Annotated in this window: 20 protein-coding genes; 7 read left to right on the top strand and 13 right to left on the bottom strand. The window is 65.6% G+C overall.

What is annotated here, in order from left to right; genetic code table 11:
• Positions 1 to 95 precede the first annotated feature (95 nt).
• Genes KV102_RS00195 through KV102_RS00185 form a run of 3 tightly spaced genes read left to right on the top strand, consistent with a single transcriptional unit; the run spans position 96 to position 1,831 of the window.
• Positions 96 to 434 carry a PadR family transcriptional regulator gene (locus KV102_RS00195; protein WP_308290185.1) on the top strand — a complete coding sequence of 113 codons (339 nt, stop codon included), beginning with the start codon at positions 96 to 98 and terminating at the stop codon, positions 432 to 434.
• Positions 431 to 1,369 carry a hypothetical protein gene (locus KV102_RS00190; RefSeq protein ID WP_220344942.1) on the top strand — a complete coding sequence of 313 codons (939 nt, stop codon included), beginning with the start codon at positions 431 to 433 and terminating at the stop codon, positions 1,367 to 1,369. Before KV102_RS00195 ends, KV102_RS00190 begins: the two co-directional genes overlap by 4 nt.
• A gap of 33 nt (positions 1,370 to 1,402) precedes the next feature.
• Entirely contained in the window at positions 1,403 to 1,831 is a 429-nt protein-coding gene (locus KV102_RS00185; protein WP_220344941.1) for a hypothetical protein, read from the top strand.
• 3 nt (positions 1,832 to 1,834) lie between these two features.
• On the opposite strand, the gene KV102_RS00180 is transcribed toward KV102_RS00185, so the two are convergent.
• The 3 genes from KV102_RS00180 to KV102_RS00170 are packed head-to-tail and all read right to left on the bottom strand — an operon-like array spanning position 1,835 to position 4,305.
• The gene (locus tag KV102_RS00180) at positions 1,835 to 2,416 is read right to left on the bottom strand and encodes a GNAT family N-acetyltransferase (protein WP_220344940.1); all 582 of its coding nucleotides are present in this window, start codon (positions 2,414 to 2,416) and stop codon (positions 1,835 to 1,837) included.
• Between the two features lie 60 nt (positions 2,417 to 2,476).
• Positions 2,477 to 3,298 carry a polyphosphate kinase 2 gene (gene ppk2, locus KV102_RS00175; RefSeq protein ID WP_220341452.1) on the bottom strand — a complete coding sequence of 274 codons (822 nt, stop codon included), beginning with the start codon at positions 3,296 to 3,298 and terminating at the stop codon, positions 2,477 to 2,479.
• Positions 3,299 to 3,333: 35 nt separating this feature from the next.
• Complete coding sequence (locus KV102_RS00170; protein ID WP_220344939.1) at positions 3,334 to 4,305, bottom strand: hypothetical protein; 972 nt, start codon at positions 4,303 to 4,305, stop codon at positions 3,334 to 3,336.
• A 183-nt stretch (positions 4,306 to 4,488) separates the two neighbouring features.
• On the opposite strand from KV102_RS00170, the gene KV102_RS00165 reads away from it, so the two are divergent.
• Positions 4,489 to 5,280 carry a hypothetical protein gene (locus KV102_RS00165; protein WP_220344938.1) on the top strand — a complete coding sequence of 264 codons (792 nt, stop codon included), beginning with the start codon at positions 4,489 to 4,491 and terminating at the stop codon, positions 5,278 to 5,280.
• Positions 5,281 to 5,309: 29 nt separating this feature from the next.
• On the opposite strand, the gene KV102_RS00160 is transcribed toward KV102_RS00165, so the two are convergent.
• Both KV102_RS00160 and KV102_RS00155 read right to left on the bottom strand, forming a co-directional pair.
• Positions 5,310 to 5,654, bottom strand: a complete 345-nt coding sequence (locus KV102_RS00160) for a YciI family protein (protein ID WP_220344937.1) — start codon at positions 5,652 to 5,654, stop codon at positions 5,310 to 5,312.
• A 60-nt stretch (positions 5,655 to 5,714) separates the two neighbouring features.
• Positions 5,715 to 5,927, bottom strand: a complete 213-nt coding sequence (locus tag KV102_RS00155) for a hypothetical protein (RefSeq protein WP_220344936.1) — start codon at positions 5,925 to 5,927, stop codon at positions 5,715 to 5,717.
• 26 nt (positions 5,928 to 5,953) lie between these two features.
• On the opposite strand from KV102_RS00155, the gene KV102_RS00150 reads away from it, so the two are divergent.
• Entirely contained in the window at positions 5,954 to 6,499 is a 546-nt protein-coding gene (locus KV102_RS00150; protein WP_220344935.1) for a CGNR zinc finger domain-containing protein, read from the top strand.
• A gap of 39 nt (positions 6,500 to 6,538) precedes the next feature.
• Here the strand turns inward: KV102_RS00150 and KV102_RS00145 are convergent, their stop codons facing one another.
• The 6 genes from KV102_RS00145 to KV102_RS00120 all read right to left on the bottom strand — a co-directional run bounded on the left by KV102_RS00145 (position 6,539) and on the right by KV102_RS00120 (position 17,685).
• The gene (locus KV102_RS00145) at positions 6,539 to 6,727 is read right to left on the bottom strand and encodes a hypothetical protein (RefSeq protein ID WP_220344934.1); all 189 of its coding nucleotides are present in this window, start codon (positions 6,725 to 6,727) and stop codon (positions 6,539 to 6,541) included.
• 1,578 nt (positions 6,728 to 8,305) lie between these two features.
• Entirely contained in the window at positions 8,306 to 9,862 is a 1,557-nt protein-coding gene (locus KV102_RS00140; RefSeq protein ID WP_220344933.1) for a hypothetical protein, read from the bottom strand.
• Positions 9,859 to 10,959 carry an AAA family ATPase gene (locus tag KV102_RS00135; RefSeq protein WP_220344932.1) on the bottom strand — a complete coding sequence of 367 codons (1,101 nt, stop codon included), beginning with the start codon at positions 10,957 to 10,959 and terminating at the stop codon, positions 9,859 to 9,861. Before KV102_RS00135 ends, KV102_RS00140 begins: the two co-directional genes overlap by 4 nt.
• Entirely contained in the window at positions 10,956 to 12,830 is a 1,875-nt protein-coding gene (drmB, locus tag KV102_RS00130) for a DUF1998 domain-containing protein (RefSeq protein WP_220344931.1), read from the bottom strand. The genes KV102_RS00135 and drmB overlap by 4 nt, the downstream gene beginning before the upstream one ends.
• The gene (locus tag KV102_RS00125; protein ID WP_220344930.1) at positions 12,830 to 16,072 is read right to left on the bottom strand and encodes a helicase-related protein; all 3,243 of its coding nucleotides are present in this window, start codon (positions 16,070 to 16,072) and stop codon (positions 12,830 to 12,832) included. The genes drmB and KV102_RS00125 overlap by 1 nt, the downstream gene beginning before the upstream one ends.
• Entirely contained in the window at positions 16,069 to 17,685 is a 1,617-nt protein-coding gene (locus KV102_RS00120) for a nuclease-related domain-containing DEAD/DEAH box helicase (RefSeq protein ID WP_220344929.1), read from the bottom strand. The genes KV102_RS00125 and KV102_RS00120 overlap by 4 nt, the downstream gene beginning before the upstream one ends.
• Positions 17,686 to 17,776: 91 nt before the next feature.
• Between KV102_RS00120 and KV102_RS00115 the strand changes: the two genes are divergently transcribed.
• On the top strand, positions 17,777 to 19,090 hold the full coding sequence (locus KV102_RS00115; protein WP_220344928.1) for an RNA polymerase sigma factor RpoD/SigA: 1,314 nt from the start codon (positions 17,777 to 17,779) through the stop codon (positions 19,088 to 19,090).
• 623 nt (positions 19,091 to 19,713) lie between these two features.
• On the opposite strand, the gene KV102_RS00110 is transcribed toward KV102_RS00115, so the two are convergent.
• Positions 19,714 to 21,018: a restriction endonuclease gene (locus tag KV102_RS00110; RefSeq protein ID WP_255560540.1), complete on the bottom strand. Its 1,305-nt coding sequence runs from the start codon at positions 21,016 to 21,018 to the stop codon at positions 19,714 to 19,716.
• A 237-nt stretch (positions 21,019 to 21,255) separates the two neighbouring features.
• The gene (locus KV102_RS00105; protein WP_220344926.1) at positions 21,256 to 21,711 is read right to left on the bottom strand and encodes a very short patch repair endonuclease; all 456 of its coding nucleotides are present in this window, start codon (positions 21,709 to 21,711) and stop codon (positions 21,256 to 21,258) included.
• Positions 21,712 to 21,921: 210 nt separating this feature from the next.
• Between KV102_RS00105 and KV102_RS00100 the strand changes: the two genes are divergently transcribed.
• Entirely contained in the window at positions 21,922 to 23,061 is a 1,140-nt protein-coding gene (locus KV102_RS00100) for a DNA cytosine methyltransferase (protein ID WP_220344925.1), read from the top strand.
• Positions 23,062 to 23,065: the final 4 nt, after the last annotated feature.

Below are 23,065 nucleotides of genomic sequence, written 5' to 3'. Positions count from 1 at the left end.
CAGGGCCGTCAGTCTCCGCGGCAGTCTGGTGGCCGAGCGTTGGACAGTGACGTGTGACGTGCGCATAGTGTGTGTCGTACTGTATAGTGCAACGTGTGGACGATGAACTGATCCAACAGCACCTGCAGGAGCTGCGCCGCGGCACGGTCGTGCTCGCGAGCCTGCTCTCCCTGCGACAACCCGGCTACGGCTACGGCCTGCTCGAGTCGCTCAGCGAGGCGGGCATCGCGGTCGACGGCAACACCCTCTATCCGCTGCTGCGCCGCCTGGAGAAGCACGGCCTGCTCACCAGCGAGTGGAACACCGAGGAAGCCAGGCCCCGGAAGTTCTACCGCACCAGTGACGACGGCGACCGGCTCGCCGACATCCTCGTCACCGCCTGGCACGACATCGACACCGCGCTCTCGCGCTTCACGACCGGAGGCACCCCATGACCACCGCCCTGACCGACAGCTACGTCCGCGCCGCCACTCGGTGGCTGCCGGGGCAGACCCGGCGCGAGGTCGAGGCGGAGCTGCGCGAGCGCATCACCGACACGGTCGCGGCGCGCGGCGACTCCACCGACGCCGAGCGCGAGGTGCTGGAGGAGATGGGCGATCCGTTGCTCGTCGCGGTGGAGTACACCGGTCGGGAGCCGCGTCTGATCGGTCCGCGGCTCTTCATGCCATGGCTGCGCCTCCTCGTGCTGGTGCTCGTGATCGTCCTCCCGATCGTCGGTACGGTGCACATCATCAGCGGCGTCACGTCCGACGACAACATCGCCACGACGCTGATCGGCGCATTCGGCGTCATGATCGGCGCCGCCATCCAAGTCGCATTCTGGGTCACGGCTGTCTTCGCCGTCGTGGAATGGTCAGGCGTCGGTGAGAGCGAGGTGACCGAGCGCTGGACCGTGGACAAGCTGCCGGCCGCGGCCGCGACCCGTTCCGGCCGGCCGTACGCGGAGACGATCGCGAGCCTTGTGTTCCTGGCCGTCATGGCGTTCCTGCTGATCGGGCAGCAGACAAACTCGCCGGTCCGTATCGACGGCGAGCGCATCCCGGCACTCGACCCGGCTCTGTGGGGGTCGTGGATCCCGATCGTGCTCGGCCTGATCGCGCTCGAGATCGTGTTCACCCTCTGGGTGCACGTCAAGGGCTGGACATGGACGGCGGCCGGCATCAACGCGGCGCTCGGCGTGGCCTTCGCTGCGGTGACCGTGCCGGTCCTCAAGAGCGGCGACTTCCTCAACCCCGAGCTGGTCGATCGTCTCGGGTGGGATACCTCGACACTCGACCAGGTGACACAGGGGATCCTCGTCGGCGTGCTCGTCGTCACCGCGTGGGACGTCATCGACGGTGTCCTCAAGGCGCGGCGCGCCAGTCGCTGAGGAGGGAACCTTTCGGGTGCGACGATGACGGCCATGGACCTGGACCGCACCACGCGACGCCTCCTCTACCTGTTGAGCGGGGTGGCGTTCATCGAAGGGCTCGTCGCCATGGCGTGGACCGTCTACTTCGGCTGGCTGATCATCGAACTCGGACTCTGGCACGCGGGATGGTTCACTGCCGCACTGAGCGCGGCTGGCGCGGCGTGCTTGGGCATCGTGTTCGTCCTGCCAGTCGGCACGAGGACCGCTCGGGGCTGGGCGGTGGGGCGCGTCGGCCTCGGGGGGTTCGTCGCTGTCAACGCCTGGGCGGCGTACTCCGTGGGGTCAGGGTGGCTCGGCATCGGTCGGAACCTGCCGCTGGTCCTGCTGCTCGCCGCGTTCGCGGTGCTCGGGGCGGTGGCGAGGAGGCGCGTGCGGCCCGTGTATCTCGCGACGCGCGCACCGTCGCAGCCATCGCGCTGAGCATCACGAGGAACGCAGGTCGCGGCGTACGAGGACGCGGGGGAAGCCGTTGAGGACCGAGTCCGTGTCGGCCACCTTCTCGAAGCCCGCTCCTTCGAACATCGCGAGCGTGCCGACGTACGCCATCGTGAGGTCGACCTTCGCGCCGCCGTTGTCGACCGGATAGGCCTCGACCGCCGGCGCGCCGTGATTGCGGGCGAAGTCGACGGCGCCCTCGATCAATGGGCGCACGATGCCCTGGCCGCGGTGGCCCGGCCGCACCCGCACGCACCACAGCGACCACACGTCGAGGTCGTCGACGTGCGGGATCCTGCGGTTGCCCGCGAAGCTCGTGTCGGCACGCGGGTGCACGCCCGCCCACCCGACGACCTCGTCCCCGTCGTACGCCAGGACACCCGGCGGCGGGTCCTCCTTGACCAGGTCGCGCACCCGCTCACCCCGGGCGGGGCCGGCGAGCGACTGGTTCTCCTTCGACGTCGTGAGCCGGTAGCTCAGGCACCAGCACACGTTGGCGTCAGGGCGCTTCGGCCCCACCATCGTCGCCACGTCCTCGAACGACGTGGCCGGTCGCACCTCGATCCCCATGGCCCACGAGCGTAGAACGACCCACCGACACGCGCACCCCTCTGCGGGGGACGGCGAGGGTCAGCTCTCGAGCACGTCAGCGACGTGGTCCGGCACGTACGTCGCCCGCTCCCGCGGCGGTCGCTCGTACGAGCTGGTGGCGGCCGGCCGGTCGGGGATCTCGATGCCGGGAGGCTCGACGTCGGTGTACGGGATGGTGGACAGGAAGTGGGCGATCATGTTGAGCCGTGCGCGCTTCTTGCTGTCGGACTCGATCACGAACCACGGGCTCGTCACCGTGTCGGTGTAGGCCATCATCTCGTCCTTGGCCCGCGAGTAGTCCTCCCACCGGTTGATCGACTCGATGTCGGTCGGACTCAGCTTCCACCGTCGGATCGGATCGGCGGCCCGCGACTGGAACCGCTTGAGCTGCTCCTCGTCGGACACCGAGAACCAGTACTTGCGCAGCAGGATCCCGTCGTCGATCAGCATCTGCTCGAACGTCGGCGCCTGCCGCATGAACAGCGCGTACTGCTCCTCGGTGCAGTAGCCCATCACGTGCTCGACTCCTGCGCGGTTGTACCAAGAGCGGTCGAACAGCACCATCTCCCCCGCTGCGGGCAGGTGCGGGACGTAGCGCTGGAAGTACCACTGCGTCCTCTCGCGCTCGGTCGGTGCGGGGAGCGCGGCGATGCGCGCGACGCGCGGGTTGAGGTTTTCGGCGACGCGCTTGATCGTGCCGCCCTTGCCGGCGGCGTCGCGGCCCTCGAAGAGGATGACAATGCGCGCCCCGCTGTGGCGCACCCACTCCTGGAGCTTCACCAGCTCGATCTGCAGCCGGGCGAGCTCGGCCTCGTACACCTTCTTGTCGAGTTTGGGATGCTTCTTCGCTGCGGCGCTCATGACGGGACACTAGCGCTGGTGGCCTTCGATGGCGCTCAGGAAGCCCCGAAGTTTTCAGTCTTGACCAGGCGGCCGTCCTTCATCGTGTACTCGACGGTGTAGTCGATGCCCGCCGCGCCCGCATCGGGCTGTGCCTCCCCACCTCTGGTCGTTGCCATGCCGTCCGCCACCGCCACACGGATCGTGGTCGAGTCGTACGCCGTGGCGGTGATCGTCGGCGTTGTGGTCAAGGTCCAGGTCACCCGGGGCGCACCAGCGACCTGGGCGTTCACGTCTCGGAACGGGCAGCCCGGCGGATCGGGCTTCCGGCTGGCAAGACACGTGTCGAGCTCGGCCCGGGCAAGGCCCTCTGCCGCGTCGAGTGCGGCGGGCGTCATCGTGTACTCCAGCGTGTCGGTGACGTAGACCGGCAGTCCTTCCTGCGCGACGCCCCCGACAGGCGCCCTGATCGTCGGCGCAGTGACCAACGGTGCTCGGTCGGGCAGGGTCACCTCCCACATCCCGGGGAGCGCGGCGAACCGCGGCGAGTCAGGGTCGGGCATTTTCATCTCGACGCCGTTCACCACGACAGCAGGCGTGCCTCCGTCCATCGAGTTCGTGAGGTCGACGACGGGGACCTCGGGCGGGCTCAGCTTCCACCGGTCGAAGATCCCATAGCTGCTGCCGTCGCGGACGACGCTGAACTCCTGCTCGACGGTGCTTCCGTCGAGCTCCCAGGACGCCTCGACCACGGCCGCGTCACCGTCGCGCCGAACAGTCCGGACCTCGACGTCGTCCGGACGTCCCTCGACCTTCTCGTACACCTCGTTGCTCAGCAGGGCCTGCTCCGAGAAGGGCAGCTCCGACTCCGCGATCGCGAGCGCGGCCTCGGCGTCACCACGACCGAGCGCCGCCATGTAGTCCTCGACGGGTCCCGTCGGCGAGAACTGGGTCGCGTTGATGACGCTGCGAGCGACGAACACGGCGATGACGAGCACGAGTGCGGCGATGACCCCTCGAACGATCATGGCCGTACTCCGTGGATCGGCCGAAGGGTCAGTGCGCGGTTCGTCGAGCATCGCGTCTCCTTCGCGGACGAGGCCATCAGCACCGGGGACGGCACATGTCTAGCAGCGCGCGGGGTCACCTGAGGGGCGCGAGGGTGATCTGGATTGTCGGTCGAGACCCTCTGTCGTGCGACGCTGCCTGCCATGCACCGCTCATCGAACCGCACGCGATCGCCGTGGCTTCTCGCCATGGTCTGCGCCGCGCTGTGCCTGGTCGCCGCGTGTGACGGCAGTGACCAGAACACGAGCGACGCGAAACCAAGCGGTCAAACTCAGGGCGACCCCAACGCGAGCGACCCGAGCCAGAGCGGGGAGCCCGAGGAGAAGGTTGCGGCCCTGACGAAGGCACAGCTCAAGACCGCGCTCCTGACTCGCGCGGATGTCGGCGCGAGATATCGCAAGACCAGAGCGGACACGTCGGATGGGTCCGAAGACTCAGAAGGCTCAGATCCCAGCGACATCGGCTGCCTCAAGAAACTCGACACGATCGAAGAGCCGGAGGGAGACGCTCCGGAGGTCGAGGTTGCCTTCGAGAAGGCCGGTGACATCAGCTCGAGCGAGATCGACAACAGTGTGACGTCGCTGTCGACCCCTGATGTCGCCGAGAAGATGCTCGACCAGATGGCCAACGCCTTCGCGGAGTGCCGGAAGCTCGCGATCTCTGAGGAGGGGGTGACGCTGAAGGGGAAGGTGACGACGAATACAGACATGACCATTGACGGCGTTGATCAGCAGCTGAACGTCCTCGTCCGCGGGAAAGCAATATATCGCGACGTTCGGTTCCCGATCACGTTTCGATGGGCGTTCGTACGGATGGGCAACAACCTCGCGTACGTCTCGCTGATCGATCTTGGCCCCTCCGACCCACAGCAGTTCGCGGGTCTTGTCTCGACTGCTGTGAGTCGCCTCGGAAGCGTGATGGACGACTCTGCCTGAGGGATGACACGCACCCCGCGACGCGGCGGTTACATCGCGTCGTCCGGCATCAACTCCCACACCTCCTGCTCGCAGCGACACCCAGCGGCGATCTTGGCGGCCCACCCGCACGCCTCCTCGTACGAGGCGACGTCCACGATGGAGAACCCTCCGACGGGCGGTCGGCGTGCGGGCTCGGTGATCGGGACGGCCCGACCGTCGGTGGAGACGGTCACCCCCGAGACTTCACCGCTGTCGATGCCGCCGCCGAAGACCCACACCCCCGCCTGCTTCGCCTCGTCGACCACGGCGTGCGAGTCGATGGCGGCTTGCGCGAGCTCGTCTGGCGAGAGGTTCATCGTGCCGTCGGCGAACGAGATCAGATAACGCGCCATCCCCAGGCTCCACTTCGTCGGTTCTTCAGGTGGTGAGAAGACGGCGTGGGGTTGCAAAAGTCATCGGTGGCGCGCGTCGACCACGCGGCTCGTCCCGGCCGGCGGCGTGTCCGGGTGGCGCTGGAGATCGACCCGCCGCGCGCCGCACTCCGGGCACCGGACGTAGCGAACCGTCCCATCGGAGGTGGCGTGCTGGGACTCCGTCAGCCAGGCGTGCTCGTGGGTGCTGACCGGAGCCTGCGCCGTGGTGTCTGTGCGGTGGCATGTGCTCATAGGGCCCACGGTGGTGTAATGGTCTTATGCATCTCAACCCTTACGGCGAGTACGCGGTGCTGCTGGCCGCCTCACTCGCCAACGACTGGCCCGACGACCGTGACGGCATCGCCGCACGGGCCCGCGAGCTGGGCATGACGATGACCTTCCCCGTGGGGCCCGACGACCATGCGGGGGCCCGCCGCGTCATCGACGACTGGCTGGCGATCGTCGACGCCACCGAGCCGACTGAACGCGCCCGCCTGCTCAATGAGCAGATGGCGGTCGCCGCCGCCTACCCGAGACTCACCGACCACGACGACGAAGGCTGGCACCTGCACTACCGCGACGACAACGAGTCGCTCCCCCATGTGCTCCGTGCCGTCATCAGCGTCGGCACGGCACTGCACCTGACCACCCGCGGCATGCACCGGCTGGGCCGCTGCGAAGCCGGCACCGCTCCCGACGATCCCTGCACCAACGTCGTCGTCGACGTCACCCGCAACGGCCGCCAGCGCTACTGCTCAGTCCGCTGCGCCAACCGCGCAGCCGTACGCCGCCACCGCGCCCGTGCCCTCACCGCAGCTGGGTAGCGGACAACGCCGCCACCCGACCAGCCTCAGGGGTTGCCATCACTCGCCTGAGGTCGTCGTCACGATCGCCTCGTCGATGAAAGCAAGGGCACCCGCCTTCTCAGCCAACGTGATGGACCGAGAAGCCGACGACGTCTCCCCGCGGGTGAGGAACAGCACGAGCCACGTGCCGAACACCGCAATCACCACCGCAAGGACGGTCAGGATCAGCACCCGGCGACGTGTCATGCCAACCCCAACTGCGCGGTGAACATTTCGCACACCGGACGCTAGTGACGCTCGAGCGCCACGGTCAAGACTTCGCGTTGCTTATGAAAGACCACGCGTTGAAACGCGCGCGGCTTGTCAGCCTGTTAGGCATTTCTTACGGTCACCGCGTCGAAGCTCCCCGGCGCCGGCCGATCACTCGCTGAGTGCTGCGCCGCCGCCGGCATTCCGCTCGGGGGTTGGCACTCTGCAAGCGCGACGCCCGTGCCACTGCCGAACCCCTGGGCCACTTCCTCGATCACAGCCAGCCCTCGTGTCCTGGAGCTCGATCGCTGAACGAGCCATCACCTCGTCGTGGGGCAGCTTGTGACGCAAAGCGTTCTCGACCGCTTCACGCGCAACTCGGGCAATGACCGTTTCGGGAGGCGGGGGCGGCGGTCTGGTGGCGGGGTGGCGACTACCCGCCGCGCCTCGGACTCCGAGGGTCGCGAAACCTAACTTGGCGGTCCTCGCCGCCGCCCCCGCCGACCGCTACCTCAGCGCCGACGAGATCCGCCGCCCTAGGTGCGCTCGCGGATTCACTTGGGTTGACTGCCGCGGACACTGAGCGCCTCCACCGCGACCAACTCGACGCGCTCGCTCGAGTTGCGCTCGCGGACCACGTCCTGACTGACGAGCGGGCCGAGTTCGCGACGATCGTGACGCCGCTCAACCTGCCGGCGGGTACGGACGCGGAATCGCTTGCACGCGCGATGCGCGGTCCGGTGACTTCGGAACTGCGTCTGACCGTCGCTGACCTGGTGGTGTTCACCGGCGAGTTCGACGAACCCAGAGCGTCTGGGCGGAGCGTGCGACCGCCGCCGGACTCCGGTGCACACCGACATGACGAAGAAGGTGTGCGGCCACCTGACGCGCTCAGGAGGCGCCGGTTCACACGCGCGACAACCATGGCGCCGTCGCCGTGACGACCCGCGGCTAGACGGTGATGATTGCAGCGTTCGACCGCAGTGACCGCCGCCGTTGCCGTTGATCCAGTTAGCCTGCGGTGGCGCGGCGCTAACTCTCGCTTCGACATGCGCGGCCACGCGGGACCATCGTCGGCAGCAGGCCGCGAGCTATCCGCGCTTTTCCTAGGCAGCGCGTAGTCAACACCGATCGATAGCGGAGCGCTCACCGCGGCGCTTGGGATCGGACATCAAACCGTTGAGTGTGCTCCGCTGTTTTGACATTACAGCGGAGCGCACTCATCAGGGCTTACAGTCCTGCCCAAAATATCCGGCCAGCATTCCAGCACACTGTGCAGTACTCCACCGACATTGGCCGGCTCGCCTGGACGCAGCCAGCCCGACTGGAAGGGGAATGACTCACGGTCGAGCTCCGAATGCCTCGGCGGCGCGGCGACGCTCCCCACCTGTCAGTAACCCCAGACGACGAACGAACGCGCGCTCGTCCACGGCAACCTCCATTACAACCTGGTCTGAAGAACTGATAGTAATGAATTCGTCACCCATCTCGATCGCAGCGCCTGCGGGTACCTGAACACGGTGCTCGACAGGCCATCCCATCGCCCAAGATACCTTTATGCGGGTCGCTTCCTTCTTAGCATCGGCGGTCTTTTTGATACTTGGACAGCAGGTCCGGCAGCAGGGCGCTCTGCGTGGCCACCTCGGTGCCATCGATCTGCAGCGAAGTTCCGCGGCTATTGGCTACGAAATGGGCCTTTCCGAGTAACGCGGGCCTTCCGCGAGCGACATGTACGGCCCAGGACGCGGTCAGGTCGTCCAGCTCCAGCGAGCGGAGCTCGGTCGACTCTCGCGACAGACCGCGAAGCCGGCCAGCAAGCACAGCTGCCACGACTCGGGTGGCATCGTCGGCGCCGGTCTCCTCGTCCGACCACGCGAGCAGTTGATCGAGTTCCTGACGGAGCAGTACGAGGAGTAGCGCCTTGGCACTGACAAGCGCCCGAGCCGATGGGCGAAACGGCTCGAAGTCGACCTCGACATTGACGATCGAACGGACTCGGCCAAGATTCCGGATCATTGCGTCGGTTGCGTCGTCGGCCAAGTCGGCCTTGCGGACTCGCGCTTCTACTGCGTCGAGCACCGCATTAGGGCTCCACGCCTCTGTTACGTCTCGTTCGCCCAGTACTTCATAGGCGGCTCGGAAAACAGTATGGTCCGGCACCGCTCTGTCGGGCTGAGGTCGAATAACACGAGCATTGTGATCATCGACTTCGGACCACGCGAGCCACGGTGGCACAGTCATTGCGGCTGGCAACTTCGGGGCACCCACCAGCGCCGCCACCAGGGCCAACTGCTCGCCGGAGCTCGCAGCTCTGACCGCAGCGTTAACGGCTCCACGGATTCGGTCAATGCGGCGCCAATCCACTGCTGGAGCAGCCTTGGGCGGAATAAGGGCCTGCGTATCTACTGTCTCCGAGGCAAACAGCTCAGGAGTCACTCGCAGCAGCTCGTCGTGTGCGTGAACGTTGCTATAGCCCCGGGCTCGGTGTTCGCGTAGGTCGCGCTCGGACGGGAGGTGAATCGCAACAGCCCTTGAGAGGGCGACCGCGGGCACGAAGACGACCGGGGCGTCCAGCCGCAACTTTCCGGCCACGTCGCGCGGGAACTCGACTATGACCGGGGCTCCCGCGCCGCGTTCGGTGGTTACCGCTTCGATCTGCACAGAGGTCGGCGCCTCACGAAGTAGCGGAACCCAGCCGGGGGTCTGCTGCAGCAGGTCGGTGTAGTACTTCTGGAACGACTCACGGGGCGCGACGAGCCGAGAACTCAGGATGGCGTTGAGGTTCATGCGGTTGGTCAGGAGGTACAGCGTCGGAGCAGGGGCGACAGGTTCGCTTACGGGCGCGGCCCCAGCAGGCGATGACTCGTTCGTCTCAACCAGGCCAGCCCCGGGCGCTGATGGCTCCGCCGCGACTTCGCGCTCCTCGACCGTGAGCGGCTCGTCGCGTGGCTCAGCTACCGGATCTTCGAGCGCCCGGGCCGTTGGGTCCGACGAGTCGTCGACGGAGTCGTCACCATCGCTGGCGCTCGACATAGCCTCCGCTCCATCGGGCGTCTTCGCGGCGTCGAGTGTGGCTTGGCTCTGCTGATCATCGCTCGGACCGTCGAATGGAAGCTGATCGTCCTCGGTCACAGTTCGCGCACCAGGCCTTTCACGTCGCTCAGGATTGGCGGGAGTCCCCCATTCCCGCTGTAAGAGAGATGCAGTTCGTCCCGGGCGCGGGATATCACCACGTAGAACATCATCCTCGTTGCCGCCGACGTCGGATCAGCGGAGTGCTGCTGCAGCTCCGGCACGAAGAGCGTGTCGAATTCCAGACCTTTGAGCGAACGGAAGTTCAGGATGGTAACGGCGGGGTGATCGAAACTGAGCGTCTTGTGCTGACTGTTGCCCGAGGCGTACATCTGCACCGGCACCGGAAGCTTGCGCTCCTCGAGGAGGCGCAGGAGTCGGTACTGCATCCGCTTGTTCTCGCAGGCGATGCCGATAGTGAGGTTGCTGCGCGCCTTGGCGTAGCGAGCGACGAAATCGGCCAGATCGGCATCCGCGTCGTAGCGACTCAGGGTCGGCTTCTCACCGTGCCGGCTGGGCATCTCCGGGATGCCCGTGGGTGTGCCTGAGTAGAACTTGGCTGCGACGGCAGCGATCTCAGCGGTGTTGCGGTAGTTCCGCTTCAACTCGAGCTGTTCGTCCGCACCGATGGCCTTCGCAATCTCGTCGAGAGTTGTGTTCTGGTCAGACAACTGTTGGTTTTCGTCAGCGAAGACGGTGATGTTCTTGGTGAAGAATCGCGTCAGCCTGAAGAATCCGAGCGACAGATCCTGTCCCTCGTCGACCAGGAGGTCGGCGAGGGTGCCGAGGGCTGGTGACGCCGCGAAGAACTGGCTGGTCATCTCGGCCCAGTCGTGCGCGTAGGAGTTGCCCTCCAGCGTCGGTGGCTGCTGCTTGAAGTGCTCGCGCCAGAAACGCCAGATCCAGCTGTGAAAGGTCCGCACGAAGCCGGCGACTTCGAGGGTGTCGGCCGCCTGCGCGGTGTATTGCTGGAGCACGTTGTTGTACATGAGCAGGGCCGGCTCGCGCTCGTCAAACGTCAGTACCTGAGCTCGGTAGAGCGCCATGATCGACTTGCCGGTGCCAGGTGGCCCCGAGACGACGTAGTTGCCGTCGAGGTCGAGGTTGTAGATGAGGTCTTGCTCTTTGGAGAGGTCCTCGAAGGCTGGCAGTCTCACGAGATCCCTCGGATCCCTTCTCCGGCTGCTTCGACGGCTGCGTCGAGCAGCTCCTGGAAGAAGCCAGGCACCTTGTCGCTCCCGACGACGAGGACCCGGTCGAGGAGGTAGTTGCCGCTTTCGCAGCTCGTCTCTGCGACCAGTGTGCAGGCGTGGCAGGCCGCGAAGTTTAGGCTGGCGAAGGTCGCGGCAAGGTTCTCGCTGCAGAGCGGATCGGAAGAACACCACATGGCGTCCTGCAGGGCTTCCAGCATGGTGCTCTGCAACTGCGGCGGCTCGCCTTGGCGCACCAGACCGCCCAGCGTGCCTTCCGAGTCCCCGGCGGCGGTGTAGATCAGAATGCCGGCCTGCTTGGAAGTGCCGCCTGGCTCCACCGCACTCCGCGCGTAGATGCGCTCGCGGAGACTTGTGGCGGCATAGCCGGACTCGAACGCGAGCCGACGAATCAAAAGGTGGGCGAATGTGTGCAGCAGGACGTACCGGGGCGCCAGGATCGGACCGGTCCGCTCACGCAGTCGCGGTTCCATGAACGACGCATTGAGCCGCTTCTCCAGCTCCAGGACGCGATTACGAACTGTGTCCTGTTCTTCCCAGACGGCCAGACGCCCCTCGTCCAGCGAAAGGAAGATGCCTTCGCCGCGCACGTCGATGGCGGGCAGCCAGTCGACCGTGGCCTTGTGGTTGAGCGCCACGGGCACCAGCTTGTCGCTACCCGCCGGGGTGACCCGGTGGAACCCTTCGAGGGCTCGCACCTCGCGAAGGCGGTCGGCCAACACCACCTTGTCGACTCGATCCGCCAGGACCGAGGTGACCTTGGTCTTGGCCGTCTGCACCAGGTCGACGTGCCGGGTACGGAAGTGCGGGTCGTCGGAGTTGTCGAGCTCTGTCAGGAAGGCCGCCCATTCCTCTCCCAGGAGGTCACCCGGCGTCGCCTCGACCGTGGTGGCCTTGCCGGCCTCACGCTGTTTCTCGTCACGGACCAGGCCCTTGACGTACTCAGGCGTGACGTCGTGCGACTTGACCAGGGTCTCGACCATCATGTCGAACATCGGAGCGTCCTCGTTGACACCCAGCAGAGGCCGGAAGAAGTCGTCCGCCTTGATCGCGAGGGCCTTCTCGCTCTGGGAGTCTGCCCGTGAGGCGTTGGGGATCTCGATCGACGAGTGCACCAGTGGGAAGTAGACGTTGGAAGCGCCTCGCTGGACTGCGAGCGGGACCTCGTCGCAGTCCGCGCGCTCGTCCCAGCGCTGCCAGGGCTGCCGGCCGATACAGGTCACGCCGATCGACTTGAGCGATCCCTTGCTCGTGATGCCCATCAGGTTCCGTCGGCTGTGGCAGCTGTGGCAGTGGACCTGGAGCGTGTCGAGACCACCGGCTCCCTTGCCCGCGACGGATTCGAAGAAGAGGTTGTCCTTCTGACACTGCCGCGCTTCGGGGTTGGTGTTGCGTGAGTGCGCCCATCGCTTCCAGTCCAGATCGTCCATGTGCCCGTTCGGACAGATCTGGATCCAGCGCATGGGCACCAGCTGCTTCTTGCCGGGACAGCTTCCGCAAGTCGGCGCCTTGTCCGATTGCTCGAGCGCCCGCGTCCAGCGGGTCATGCGTCGGCACTTCTGGCAGAACAGCCACGCTGGGAAGCGGGCGTAAGGCACACCTGCGGACGGAGCAGCCCAGGCATTACTGGCGACGGCCGGGGCGGCGCGGAACTCCGAGACACCGAGGACAGCGGCCAGTCGATCACTCTGGATCCGTTCACCGCGCGGACCCCAGCGGAAGGTGTCACACGCGACGAGCGACTCACCCTGGAAATCGAAGATGGCGCCGACACCGAACGGGACGATGGTCTGCGACTGCCGAATCTTGCGTTGCATCAATCCCCCTTGGCGGCCGCGCCGCCGCCGCTGCGCGCGACCTCGATGAGCGACTCCATGTCCACGTTGCGCATCGATCCGAGCGTCTGCCAGCCGACCGCTTTGGTGTTGAACTGACGAATCAGGTTGATCTGACCCTTGCCGTTGGGCTTGTAGTACAGGAGCTTGCTCTCCTCGTCAGCCCGTTCAGCGCGCTCGACCCAGTCCTCGATGAAGTGGTCGAGGTACTGCTTGGCGCCCTGCTTCTCACGCGGCTCGACGCGTTCGACGACGTCGACCAGCTTGGCGGCCATGTCCTCGACCTCGGTCCGTCGGTCCAGGATCTTGCCCGCGCTCCCGTCCGACTGCATGCCCAGGCGATGGCGGGCCAGGATGACCAGTGCGGCGTGGAGAGCGCGGTCACGCGACGGCGGCGAGTACGGCGTCACGCTCGTGGGCTCCACGTGGCGATACAGCGCCGAGTGGAAGGCACGGAAGTTCTCATAGTGCGAGCGATCGCGCGGCTTGGTTGAGCGGAACAGCCCGAAGACCAGACCCGGGGCCGTCGAGCGACCGACTCGGCTGGTGGCCTGGATGTACTCGGCTGTCGCCTTGGGTTGCCCGTTCACGAGCATCAGACCGAGACGCGGCACGTCGACACCGACCGACAACATGTTGGTGCTGGCAAGGAAGTCGATCACCGAGCCGCTCGAAACCGGCAGATTGAGGCGCTCCAACAGGCGGGGCTGCAAGGCACGCGGCACGGACGACGACAACTCTTCGACGTCGTACTCTCGGCGGGGCCTGCCGACGACCAGGCTGCCCAGCCGGGCATTGATGTCGTCGCGCGCGATGGTCACGGTACGGCCGAGCTCGCGGAGCGAGCTGTGGTAGGCCACCAACGTCCAGTAGGCGTCTTGGGCGTCCCCTGTCAGACCAAGATCCACCGGCGCCTGCAGCAGCGCCGTGCCGGTGTGCACGACGGCAGTGTCAGAGGTGTGGCCCTGCGCCATCATGCCAACGTAGAGCCGCCCCGGTGTCTTCTCGTCGGCACGGGCGAAATAGGAGTCGTCGGCGTCGATGCCCGACGGCGGGAAGAGGTCGACCCGCCGCCCGAAGAGGCCCATGATCTGCGCGGAGGCGCGCCGGATCGTCGCCGTACTGGAGATGACCTTCGGCGGATGGTCATCGACCTCACACAGCAGATTAATCGCCGCCTCATACAGACCGACGGTGGTGCCGAGCGGTCCGGTCAACAGGTGCAACTCGTCCTGGATGATCAGGGTCGGTGGGCGGTTGCCTGCGCTGCGACCGAACAGCACCCCGGACTCGGGCACCCACGCGAGCTGCGCGAACTTGTCGACCGTCCCCAGCAGGAACGTTGGGGGCGCGTCGTATAGCCCGTCGTCGATGACCTGCACTGGGATCTGCTCGTGGAACTCGCACTTGGTCGACGGGCAGTTGAACGCGAACGAGCGGTCGGTCGACGTGATTCCGTAGAGGGCGTCGTTCTCATGGTGCTCGCGCGGGACGATCTCAGTGCCGCACCAGGGACAGCGGTCGAGCAGGAACCGCTCGTCCGTCTCGCCTGCATCCCGCAATTCCTCGAAGCGCTCACGTGCCTTGGCGTACCGGTTGGGCGATGTCGCTTCGCCGACCCAGAGTCCGACCGAGATCGGCTCGTCGCCCAGATCGGAGCGCTGGCGGCGCAGGTACTCGCACGCAGCCGTGGTGGAAGCGGTGCGCTTGAACTGGTCGGCGGTCAACAGCGACAGCGTGTACCGACTGACGACAGCAGTGCCACCGCCCGTGTCACCGAGCACCAAGCGGCGTCGGAAGATCTCGAACGCCGCGACGAGCAGATACGCCTCGGTCTTGCCTCCACCAGTCGGGAACCAGATCAGGTCGACGACCTCGCGATCGTCGTGTTGGTCGTCGACCAGCCCACGCAGCGTCGTCAGGAAGAAGCCGAGCTGGAAAGGTCGCCAGCTCGCGCCCGGCCCGTAGGCCGTGGGCATGTCGGGAGCCGCGCCAAGCGGTCGGCGGGAGCCCGCCATGTCCTTCTGGCTGTGGCGCATCTGGAACAGCATGGCGCGATTGGCCAGACGGAATGCTTGGAGCACCTTGACCCGATCTGGATGGTCCGTGAAGACGCGGGCCCCGTCGCGCATGCGCTCCAGCGCACGCTCCAGACGCTGAATGATCGGGGTGGTGGCTCCCTGATAGCGACCATCGAGTCCGGCTGCCCTCTTCTTGACCTTGCCGATCCAGTCTTCGTACGGATCGATGAAGGCGTTCAGCTCGGCTTGCAGGACATCCGCCGAGATCGCCTCGTCGGCCAGCCAGGCGACGTCTAACGCCTGTGCAGCGTCACCGTCGGCACTGACCCGCGGCACGACGTGCGACGGCATCACCTCGGAGCGCACCGAGGACACGACGCCGTCAGTGGTCGACCACTCAGGGGAGCAACCATGCCCAATCGCGTAGACCTTGGCGTCGCGGTGGATCAGGCGGAGCTCGTCCTCCTCCGGGTCATGAGACGCCAGTGCAACGCTCGGGTACTCCAGCACCTGGAACCCAGCCGGCACCGTCACGTCGAACTCCACCTGCATGAGCATTTCATCCCAGTGGCGCTCCGGCCGCTCGTCATCCGCCTTGCGTGCGTTGACCAGCGTGATCGTGACCAGCGAGCCATGCGGGTAGCTGCGCCAGCGGACGTGCACCTCTGCCTTGTCGCCCCAGACCTTGTTGGGCTCCTTGTCGGTGGCGCTCACCTTGACGGTCGCCTCATCCAACTGGTGACGACGCCAGATCTTCGAGGAGCCCTTGATCTTCTGGCGTGGATCCTCTTCCTCGAGTTCCTCCGTCGCCCGGCCCTGAACCGACAGCTCGTTGAGCGCCTCCTCGGCGACGGCACCGCTGAGCGTCTCGTACTCCGCAGCGCGAGCTCGCACCGTGAGCTCCGGCGCCGTCGTGAAGAAGGACAGCCCCTGAGAAGCCGGCAGGAAGTCGTTGGCCGCCGAGACGGGGTCGTCGCTGAACTGACTCTCTTCACCGGTGTCGGTGGCTGAGGTCTCGTCGCGCTCCTCTCCCTCTGCTTCGACGTAGCCCTCGAAGGCGACCTGACGCGGGAACAGGATACCCATGAGGTAGCGACGGTTCGGCGGATCGAAGATGATCTCCGCCGGCCCATCAAAGGGGCCGACCAGTTGTCGCCTGACGTAGGCCACGAAGTCGTCTCTGGTCTGAGTCAGGTCGGTCATACGGCTGCCTTCTTGTATGCATCCATCGCACCATCGAGGTGCTGCTTGAACAGCTCGCCGAGCTGTTCCTTTACGTGTGGCGAGGTCGCCACCCAGAGTCCGGCCCGCGGTCGGCTGAGGGCGACGTAGAGCAGGTCCAGCTCGGTCTCGGTGGTGACTGAGTCGATGTCGATCACGCAGACGAAGCGGTTTTCCATCCCCTTGATGTCCATCGCCGACGACCAAGTCATGCCGCCCCCTGGCCACACCGATGCGAGAGCGGGCGACATCTGTGTGAGTCGTCCCTTCCGAGCAGCGCGCAGACCCTTGGCGACCGAGGTCCCCCACTCACCACGCAGCGACACGATCGTGATGTGCTCGGGGGCTACCTCTTGCTCCGCGAGGGAGCGCAGGTGCTTCTCAAGGGCCGCCAGCTCGGCCTGCTGGTCATCGACCGCGACAAAGGCGACCTCAGGACCGGTGCCAGCGGTTGCCACCCCGGTGTCGGCGCCGGTGTAGGCCCGAGTCTGGAAGGCAATCTCGCGAGTGTTCCGACAGTTGAACTTCAGGCTCGGCTTCACCGGTCCAAACGACTGGACGTAGGCCAGGGCGTCCGGATCGAAGTCGCCGTAGAGGTGGGCCTGGCTGTTCTGGTCGAGGAACATCGTCCAGCGACCGTCGGCCCAGCCGCCGACAACAGCATGCTCCAGGTCCTCCAAGATGTCGAAGGTCATGAGGTCTTGCGCCTCGTCAATCACCAGCACGTCGTACGGAGTTACATCGCCCAGTTTCGAGGCCGCCTTTACCTCGACCGCTGTGCCTTCCAGCGTGCGGGTGGCGAACGCCGCCAGGACCTCGCTGCGGCAGGTGAAGAGCACGCGATGACCGAGTAGCGCCTGCCGTCGGGCCACCTCAGCCGCGAGGAAGGTCTTGCCGGTTCCTGCTCCACCGCTGCAGATGACCCGGGGCTCCTCGCTGATCAGGTCGAGGCGGGCGTACTGCTCATCGGTCAGGCGAACCATCGCTGCGTCGATCAGGTTCGCCCGAGCGTCGAGAAGCGGCGAGCGGTCGAACGACGGCCGCAGATCCTGCATGAGCCGAGCGTGTAGTTCCTTGCCGATCGGGAACTTGTTCGCCTGCTTGCCGAGCCAGTACTTGCGCGCTCGGTCGATCGCCTTCCCGATGCCACGGTTGAACGGACCTCTGCCGCAGTAGGTCTCGTCGTCCCACTCGAAGCTGCTCGCAAGATCCACGTCGGGCGTGACGACGAGATAGCCGAACGCCACATCGTCGATCTCGACACCAAGACGCTCCTTCAGGCGCTCCCGCAGGGCATACATCGCAGTCTGAACCTGCTTGAACGGGCCCTCGCGCGACGTCCGCCGGTGACCGGCTCGGTCGCTGTACGTCCACAAGCCATCACGGCAGGAGACCTGCCCGCCCTTGACCTCGACCGCGAGGATCAGGTCATCGAGGATCAACACAAAGTCCAGCTCGGCCGTCAGCTTGTATTCGTGGTCCGGCAGGTTCAGCGAGTGCAATGCAGCCCCACTGAGTGGGCTGCTCGCCAAGCCCTCAAATACCCGGCGCTCCGAGGTCGTGATCTCCTCTGTCCCGAGTTCTGTCGGCACCATCCGCAATGATCTGCTCCCTAACGTTCGTCTGACGCTAATAATGCCGGTATGAGTCCGCCGCTGGGGACGTTTCGGAAAGGAAGAGGCCGGGATGGAAACTAACTACCTGTCCCGCGTCCTTATGCGCCTTCGACCCTTCGTGCGCGATGGAGTCATCCGCCGCACGCGTCTCGAGCGAGTGCTACGAGCCCTGGAGATACCTCCCGACGCGATCCGGCCAGAGGTCGAGCGACTGCTCGCCAAGGCGAAGATCCGGATCGATGAGGACCAGGTCAGGGCCCTGCCCGCGGCCGCGCCGATCGCTCCTGAGCAGCCCCGCAATGGGGAGCCCGAGGAGAACCGAGAAGACGGTCCTCCCGTCCCTGAAGCAGGGCCGAGTGAGCCCCTCGACTGGAGCGAGCGTCAGCTAGCGGTGAAGGCCGCCCGGAGCCGTATCACGGCAGATCGTTGTATCGCGAACCACGCCGCGATCCTCCTAACGGCCCAGCAAGAGGTGGGCCTTGCCCTCCTCATCCGGGGCCGCGAAGGTCGACCTCTGGAGCAAGGTGAGCTCGCCTCCCTGACCGGCGAGGCACGCGCGGCGGCGGAGTGCCTGTTCCTGCACAACCAGCGCCTGGTGCACTCAATCGCGAAGAGGTACCCACAGACCGGCATGAGCTATGACGACCTCGTCCAGCACGGCATGACCGGCCTCGTCCGCGCCGTCGAACTGTTCGACCCCGCCCGGGGCAACAAGTTTTCAACCTACGCGACGTGGTGGATCCGGCAGTCGATCACGCGCGGCCTCGCCAACGAGGCGAGGCTGATACGGCTGCCTGTCCACATGGTCGACAGGCTGAACAAGGTCTGGGGCGTTCGGACGCGCCTGATGGTTGGCGGCGTCCCGCCGAGCATCTACCAGCTGGCGCGAGCCTGCGAACTACAAGAGGAGCAAGTGCTCGAATGCCTGCGGCTCGGCCCGCCCGATCTGCCGTCGCTCGACATGAAGATCGGCGATGGCGAGGCGACGTTGGCGGACGTGCTCGACACGGCCGACCCGGAGCTCGACCCCGCCCACCTGGTCGAGCACCTGCTGCTCCAGGAGGAGCTGAGCGTAGTCCTCGACACACTCAGCGACCGCGAGGCCGGCGTCATCGCGATGCGCTTCGGACTGACCACAGGCGAACAGATGACCCTGGAGGAGATTGGCAAGGTCTACGGCGTCACGCGGGAGCGCATTCGCCAGATCCAGTCCAAAGCCCTCGACAAGCTCAAGCACCGCTCGCGCAGCCAGGTTTTGGAGCCGTTCTTCTACGGCGGGGGCAAACGGCCGCGCCCCAAGGGGAAGCCAGCGGACGGCGGAGCCGCGGAGGCGGAGGGCGGGGGCGAGCCGGAGCCCAAAGGAACCTTCCGAAGCTCGGTCTAGGCTCGTGTGTCACTCGATGAAGAAGTTCTTCACGTCAGATCGACTGCAGGCAGCGGTGAAGCATCAGCCCCTCGTCGCGCCAAGGGTAGAAGAAGGACGCGCTCCTCTGGGACGACCGCCCGCGACGATCAGACGGCACGTGCGCGTTAGACAGTTCTGAGTCGTTCGCCACCCGAGATCACAGACCCACCATCGTGACTGAGCGGAGTGAAGAAACCGGGAGGCCTTCACCCATGGACACCTCAGACCGTGTGGTCAACGACCTCGACCATGGTGCCCGCACATCACAGCTGGCGGCGCGCGGTCACTCGACCGTGTGCGGGTCGACGCCACGGTCGTAGTAGTCCTCGGTGAAACGCTGCCCACCGCGTTATTAGCCTCCAATGCGCATCGACGCCGACAACTCAGGATTCTCGCAGTCGATAGCGACACGCGGGATATGTGATGGCAGCCCGGCGTCCGCTGGACTGCGCGCGGACTCACTCGTGATCGCCCACCTGTTGCGGAGGAGCCCGGAGTTCGTCGAGGTCGTGGAACGATTCCACCAGATCCGCGTCGCGAGGCCAGTCGCACAGGCGCCGAGTTCTGGTGTGTGCGCCCGGCTCGCGAGGCGACTCACGCGACTACATCGACAGGACTTCCTCGGGCCTGCGATGCGTGACCGCGCTCCCGTACCCGTCGACTGTGGACTCCAGCAGGGCGCTGAGATCGCCGTCGTAGTTGGCCTGCGCTAACTGTCGGACTGTGGTCGCGAGCGTGCCACCGGAAATCAACACGACCGGGTACTGATCATCGATGATCTCGATCTGGGCCTGCCGTGAGAACGACCCGCTCGTGACGTAGACGCCGATCCAGCCTCGGCGAAGTCGTGCGACCACGCGTGCGACCTGTTCGGGAGAGATCGATGAGGTCGGCAGAATGCATTTCGCCTGGCCGAGCACGACGACAGGTGTGCTCGCCGCGAGCGAGCCCAAGTCGATGCGTCCAATGAAGTCGACTCCTCCATCGCCTGAGGACCTCGAAAGCCAACCCTCCTTGTACCGAGCGCCGGACTCGCGGAGCACCTCGGCGGCGACCCTCGATGCGAGCAGCTCGAATGCATGTTTGCGGCCGTCATAGAAGGAGTACACATGCTGCAGAACCTCCTCCTCTGGGCTGCCCAGTGGAGGCTGCTGCTCCTTGCTCGATCTCACTGAACTTGCAAGAACGCGCCGACGGACTCCCGGCAATGCGATCCGACCTTGCTTCACCCAACGAGCCCAGGCTTCGGGAGCATGTCGCAGTGTCTGCTCAGCCGTGAGCCCAGGATCGCGTCGGTCGTCAATCCACCGCAGGTCGAGGCCGTCGAACTCGCCACCGGAGACCACAGCCAGGTCGAGCGCCAGGTTCGGAAAGCTTCGCCCTGTCTCCGGGTCGCGCTGAACAACGTGCTCGAGGCGTTCGATGATCGCAGCGCCGCAAAACTCCACGTGTCCCTTGACTACAGCGCGTCCCGCTCGATGCACCGTGACGCTGCGAAACAACAGCAGTGGCGGGGCGAGGAGCCGTTCGTCACGACTGGTGCCGGCATGGAACTGCGCGGCTTCGAGTAGGAGCCGGTTTCCCTTCGTCGCGCCTGGCAGACCGACAGTTCCGGGCTTGTGGTCTCCGAAGTACCTGACGTGACCGTGGTCGAGGTCGAACTCGTCGTGCCATGGGTTTGTTTCGTGGCCCGCCTTCCAAGGGCTCGATCGGATGGCGATGAGCGCTCGTCTACTGCCGTCCGGGCCTGCCACCTGGGCTGGCGAGTTGATGCCTGCCTCGAGCATCACCATCGGGCGGCCCAGATCCCCCGGGCTCATCAGCCAGTGGTAGTTAAGGATACCGTCGTGTTCGACATCGATCTGGTTCGCCTTGCGGGCGTATCGCAGTTCGTCGTGGATGAACAAGTACCGAGGGCTCGGTTCGCCTGACATACGCGGCCACACAATGTCTACGCGCGACCGATCCGTCACAGCTTCCTCCAGTTGGTTCTCGTGGTAAGGGTTACAAACTATCGATCACCTCGGGAGAATGCCTTGCACACCAGGCGGTGTCCGAGCGTCGCCCCTCGCCCCTCGCCCCTCGCCCCTCGCCAGGCAGCTTTGGACGTCTTGACGGGAACTTCGAAGTCGTGTGCGTCTGAGTCACCGCGTCCGTTTCGCACAGTGCCCCCCTGATGTCCCTCGTTCCTTCACGGCTCCGACGATCACGTCCGCGACCTCGCTAGCAGGCTGGTGCTCCCAGAAGCGAAGGACGAGCCATCCCTGTTCACGCAATTGTTCCGCCGTGTCGAGGTCTCGCCGGCGGTTGTTCGCGATTTTCTCGGCCCAGTAGCTCGCGTTCGCTTTCGCCACGGTGTGGTGCGCCGGGCAGCCGTGCCAGAAGCACCCGTCGATGAATACCGCCACCTTGACCCGCGAGAAGACCAAATCGGCGCGTCGATTCAACTCGGGAAGGGGCCGGGCGTCCACCTGGTACCGGAGCCCACGTGCGTGGATGATCCGCCTCACTGCAAGCTCAGGCCCCGTGTCGCGCCCGCGATTGCCCTTCATCGACCGACGCGTAGCCTCGGAGGTGGCCCAGGAGGGCGAATCAGGCATCGTCAACTCCGTTGAGATTGCACGTGTGCCGATGGGACGCCGTGGCCAGTGCCAGCCTCGACTGCGGAGCCTCGACGCCAGCGGCCCTCACACAGACCGCCAAGCCAAGAAGCCTGACGAAGGAGCTCCAGATCCAACTCTCGGGCCGCTCGAGCCACGTCACGGCGTTGCTGTCGAAAACGGTCCGTGCTGGACCTTACGCTACGTACCATGACCAAGCCGACTATGATCGACCTCTTCGCGGGATGCGGGGGCATGACCGTCGGTTTCCACGACGAAGGCTTCAAGCCGGTACTCGCCGTCGAGTGGGACCGGTACGCCGCTGCGACGTACGCCGCCAACTGGGGCGAGGATCATGTGATCGCCGGCGACATCGCCGCGGTCGAGGAACGCCAGATCCCGCGCGCTGACCTGATGATCGGCGGCCCGCCGTGCCAGGGTTTCTCCAACCTTGGTTTGAAAAGGCTGGACGACCCGCGAAACCAGCTTTGGCGCGAGTACATCCGGTTTATTCGGACGGCGAAGCCACAGGTCTTTGTGATCGAGAACGTTGACCGATTCTCGAAATCCCCAGAATTCCAAATGCTCGTCGAGGAGGTCGATCACGGCACTCTTAACGACTACGAGATCACATATGGCGTCCTGAACTCCGCTGACTACGGCGTATCCCAACGACGTCGTCGGACCATCGTCATCGGGTCGCGAGTCGGCAGGATCGATCTGCCTAGCCCTACACACGCGCGAGTGCCCGAGCCGGGTTCGGGCCTGCTGCCGTGGAGAACGGTTCGCGACGTTATCGAAGGACTCCCCGCTCGCCCGGAATCAACCGAACTGCCCGAATCCGTGACCGAATTCTTCGGTGATCCCATGCCCGGGATCTTCAAAGGACTCGACATCCACTTCCGCCGCAATCCTAACCAGTTGTCGCTCGATCGATACTCGTACGTGCCGCCGGGCGGTGGTCGCTTCGACGTGCCGGTCGAGTTACTCCCCCGGTGCTGGCGCGAGAAGCCGACAGGAACTACTGACGTCATGGGGCGCATGCGTTGGGATGCGCCGTCGCTAACGATTCGCACCGAGTTCTTCAAACCCGAGAAGGGCGCATACCTCCACCCGCAGTGGGCGCCTGCCCGCCAGAGGCGCGACGGTGACCCGCAATACATCAAGGGTGATCCCAAGAAGTCGGTCGACCGAGTCATCACCCACTACGAGGCTTCCCTAATCCAGGACTTCCCGAAGGACTACCTGTGGATGGGGACGAAGACCGCGATAGCGAAGCAGATCGGAAACGCCGTCCCCTCGGGACTGGCCCGCGCGATCGCCAAGCAGGTCCGCCCGTTTATTGACTGAGGAT

Source organism: Mumia sp. zg.B53, assembly GCF_019550935.1.
In the GTDB taxonomy this organism is placed as follows: domain Bacteria; phylum Actinomycetota; class Actinomycetes; order Propionibacteriales; family Nocardioidaceae; genus Mumia.
The sequence above is the reverse complement of the archived record's forward strand: the minus strand, read 5'-3'. Positions and strand labels throughout refer to the sequence as shown.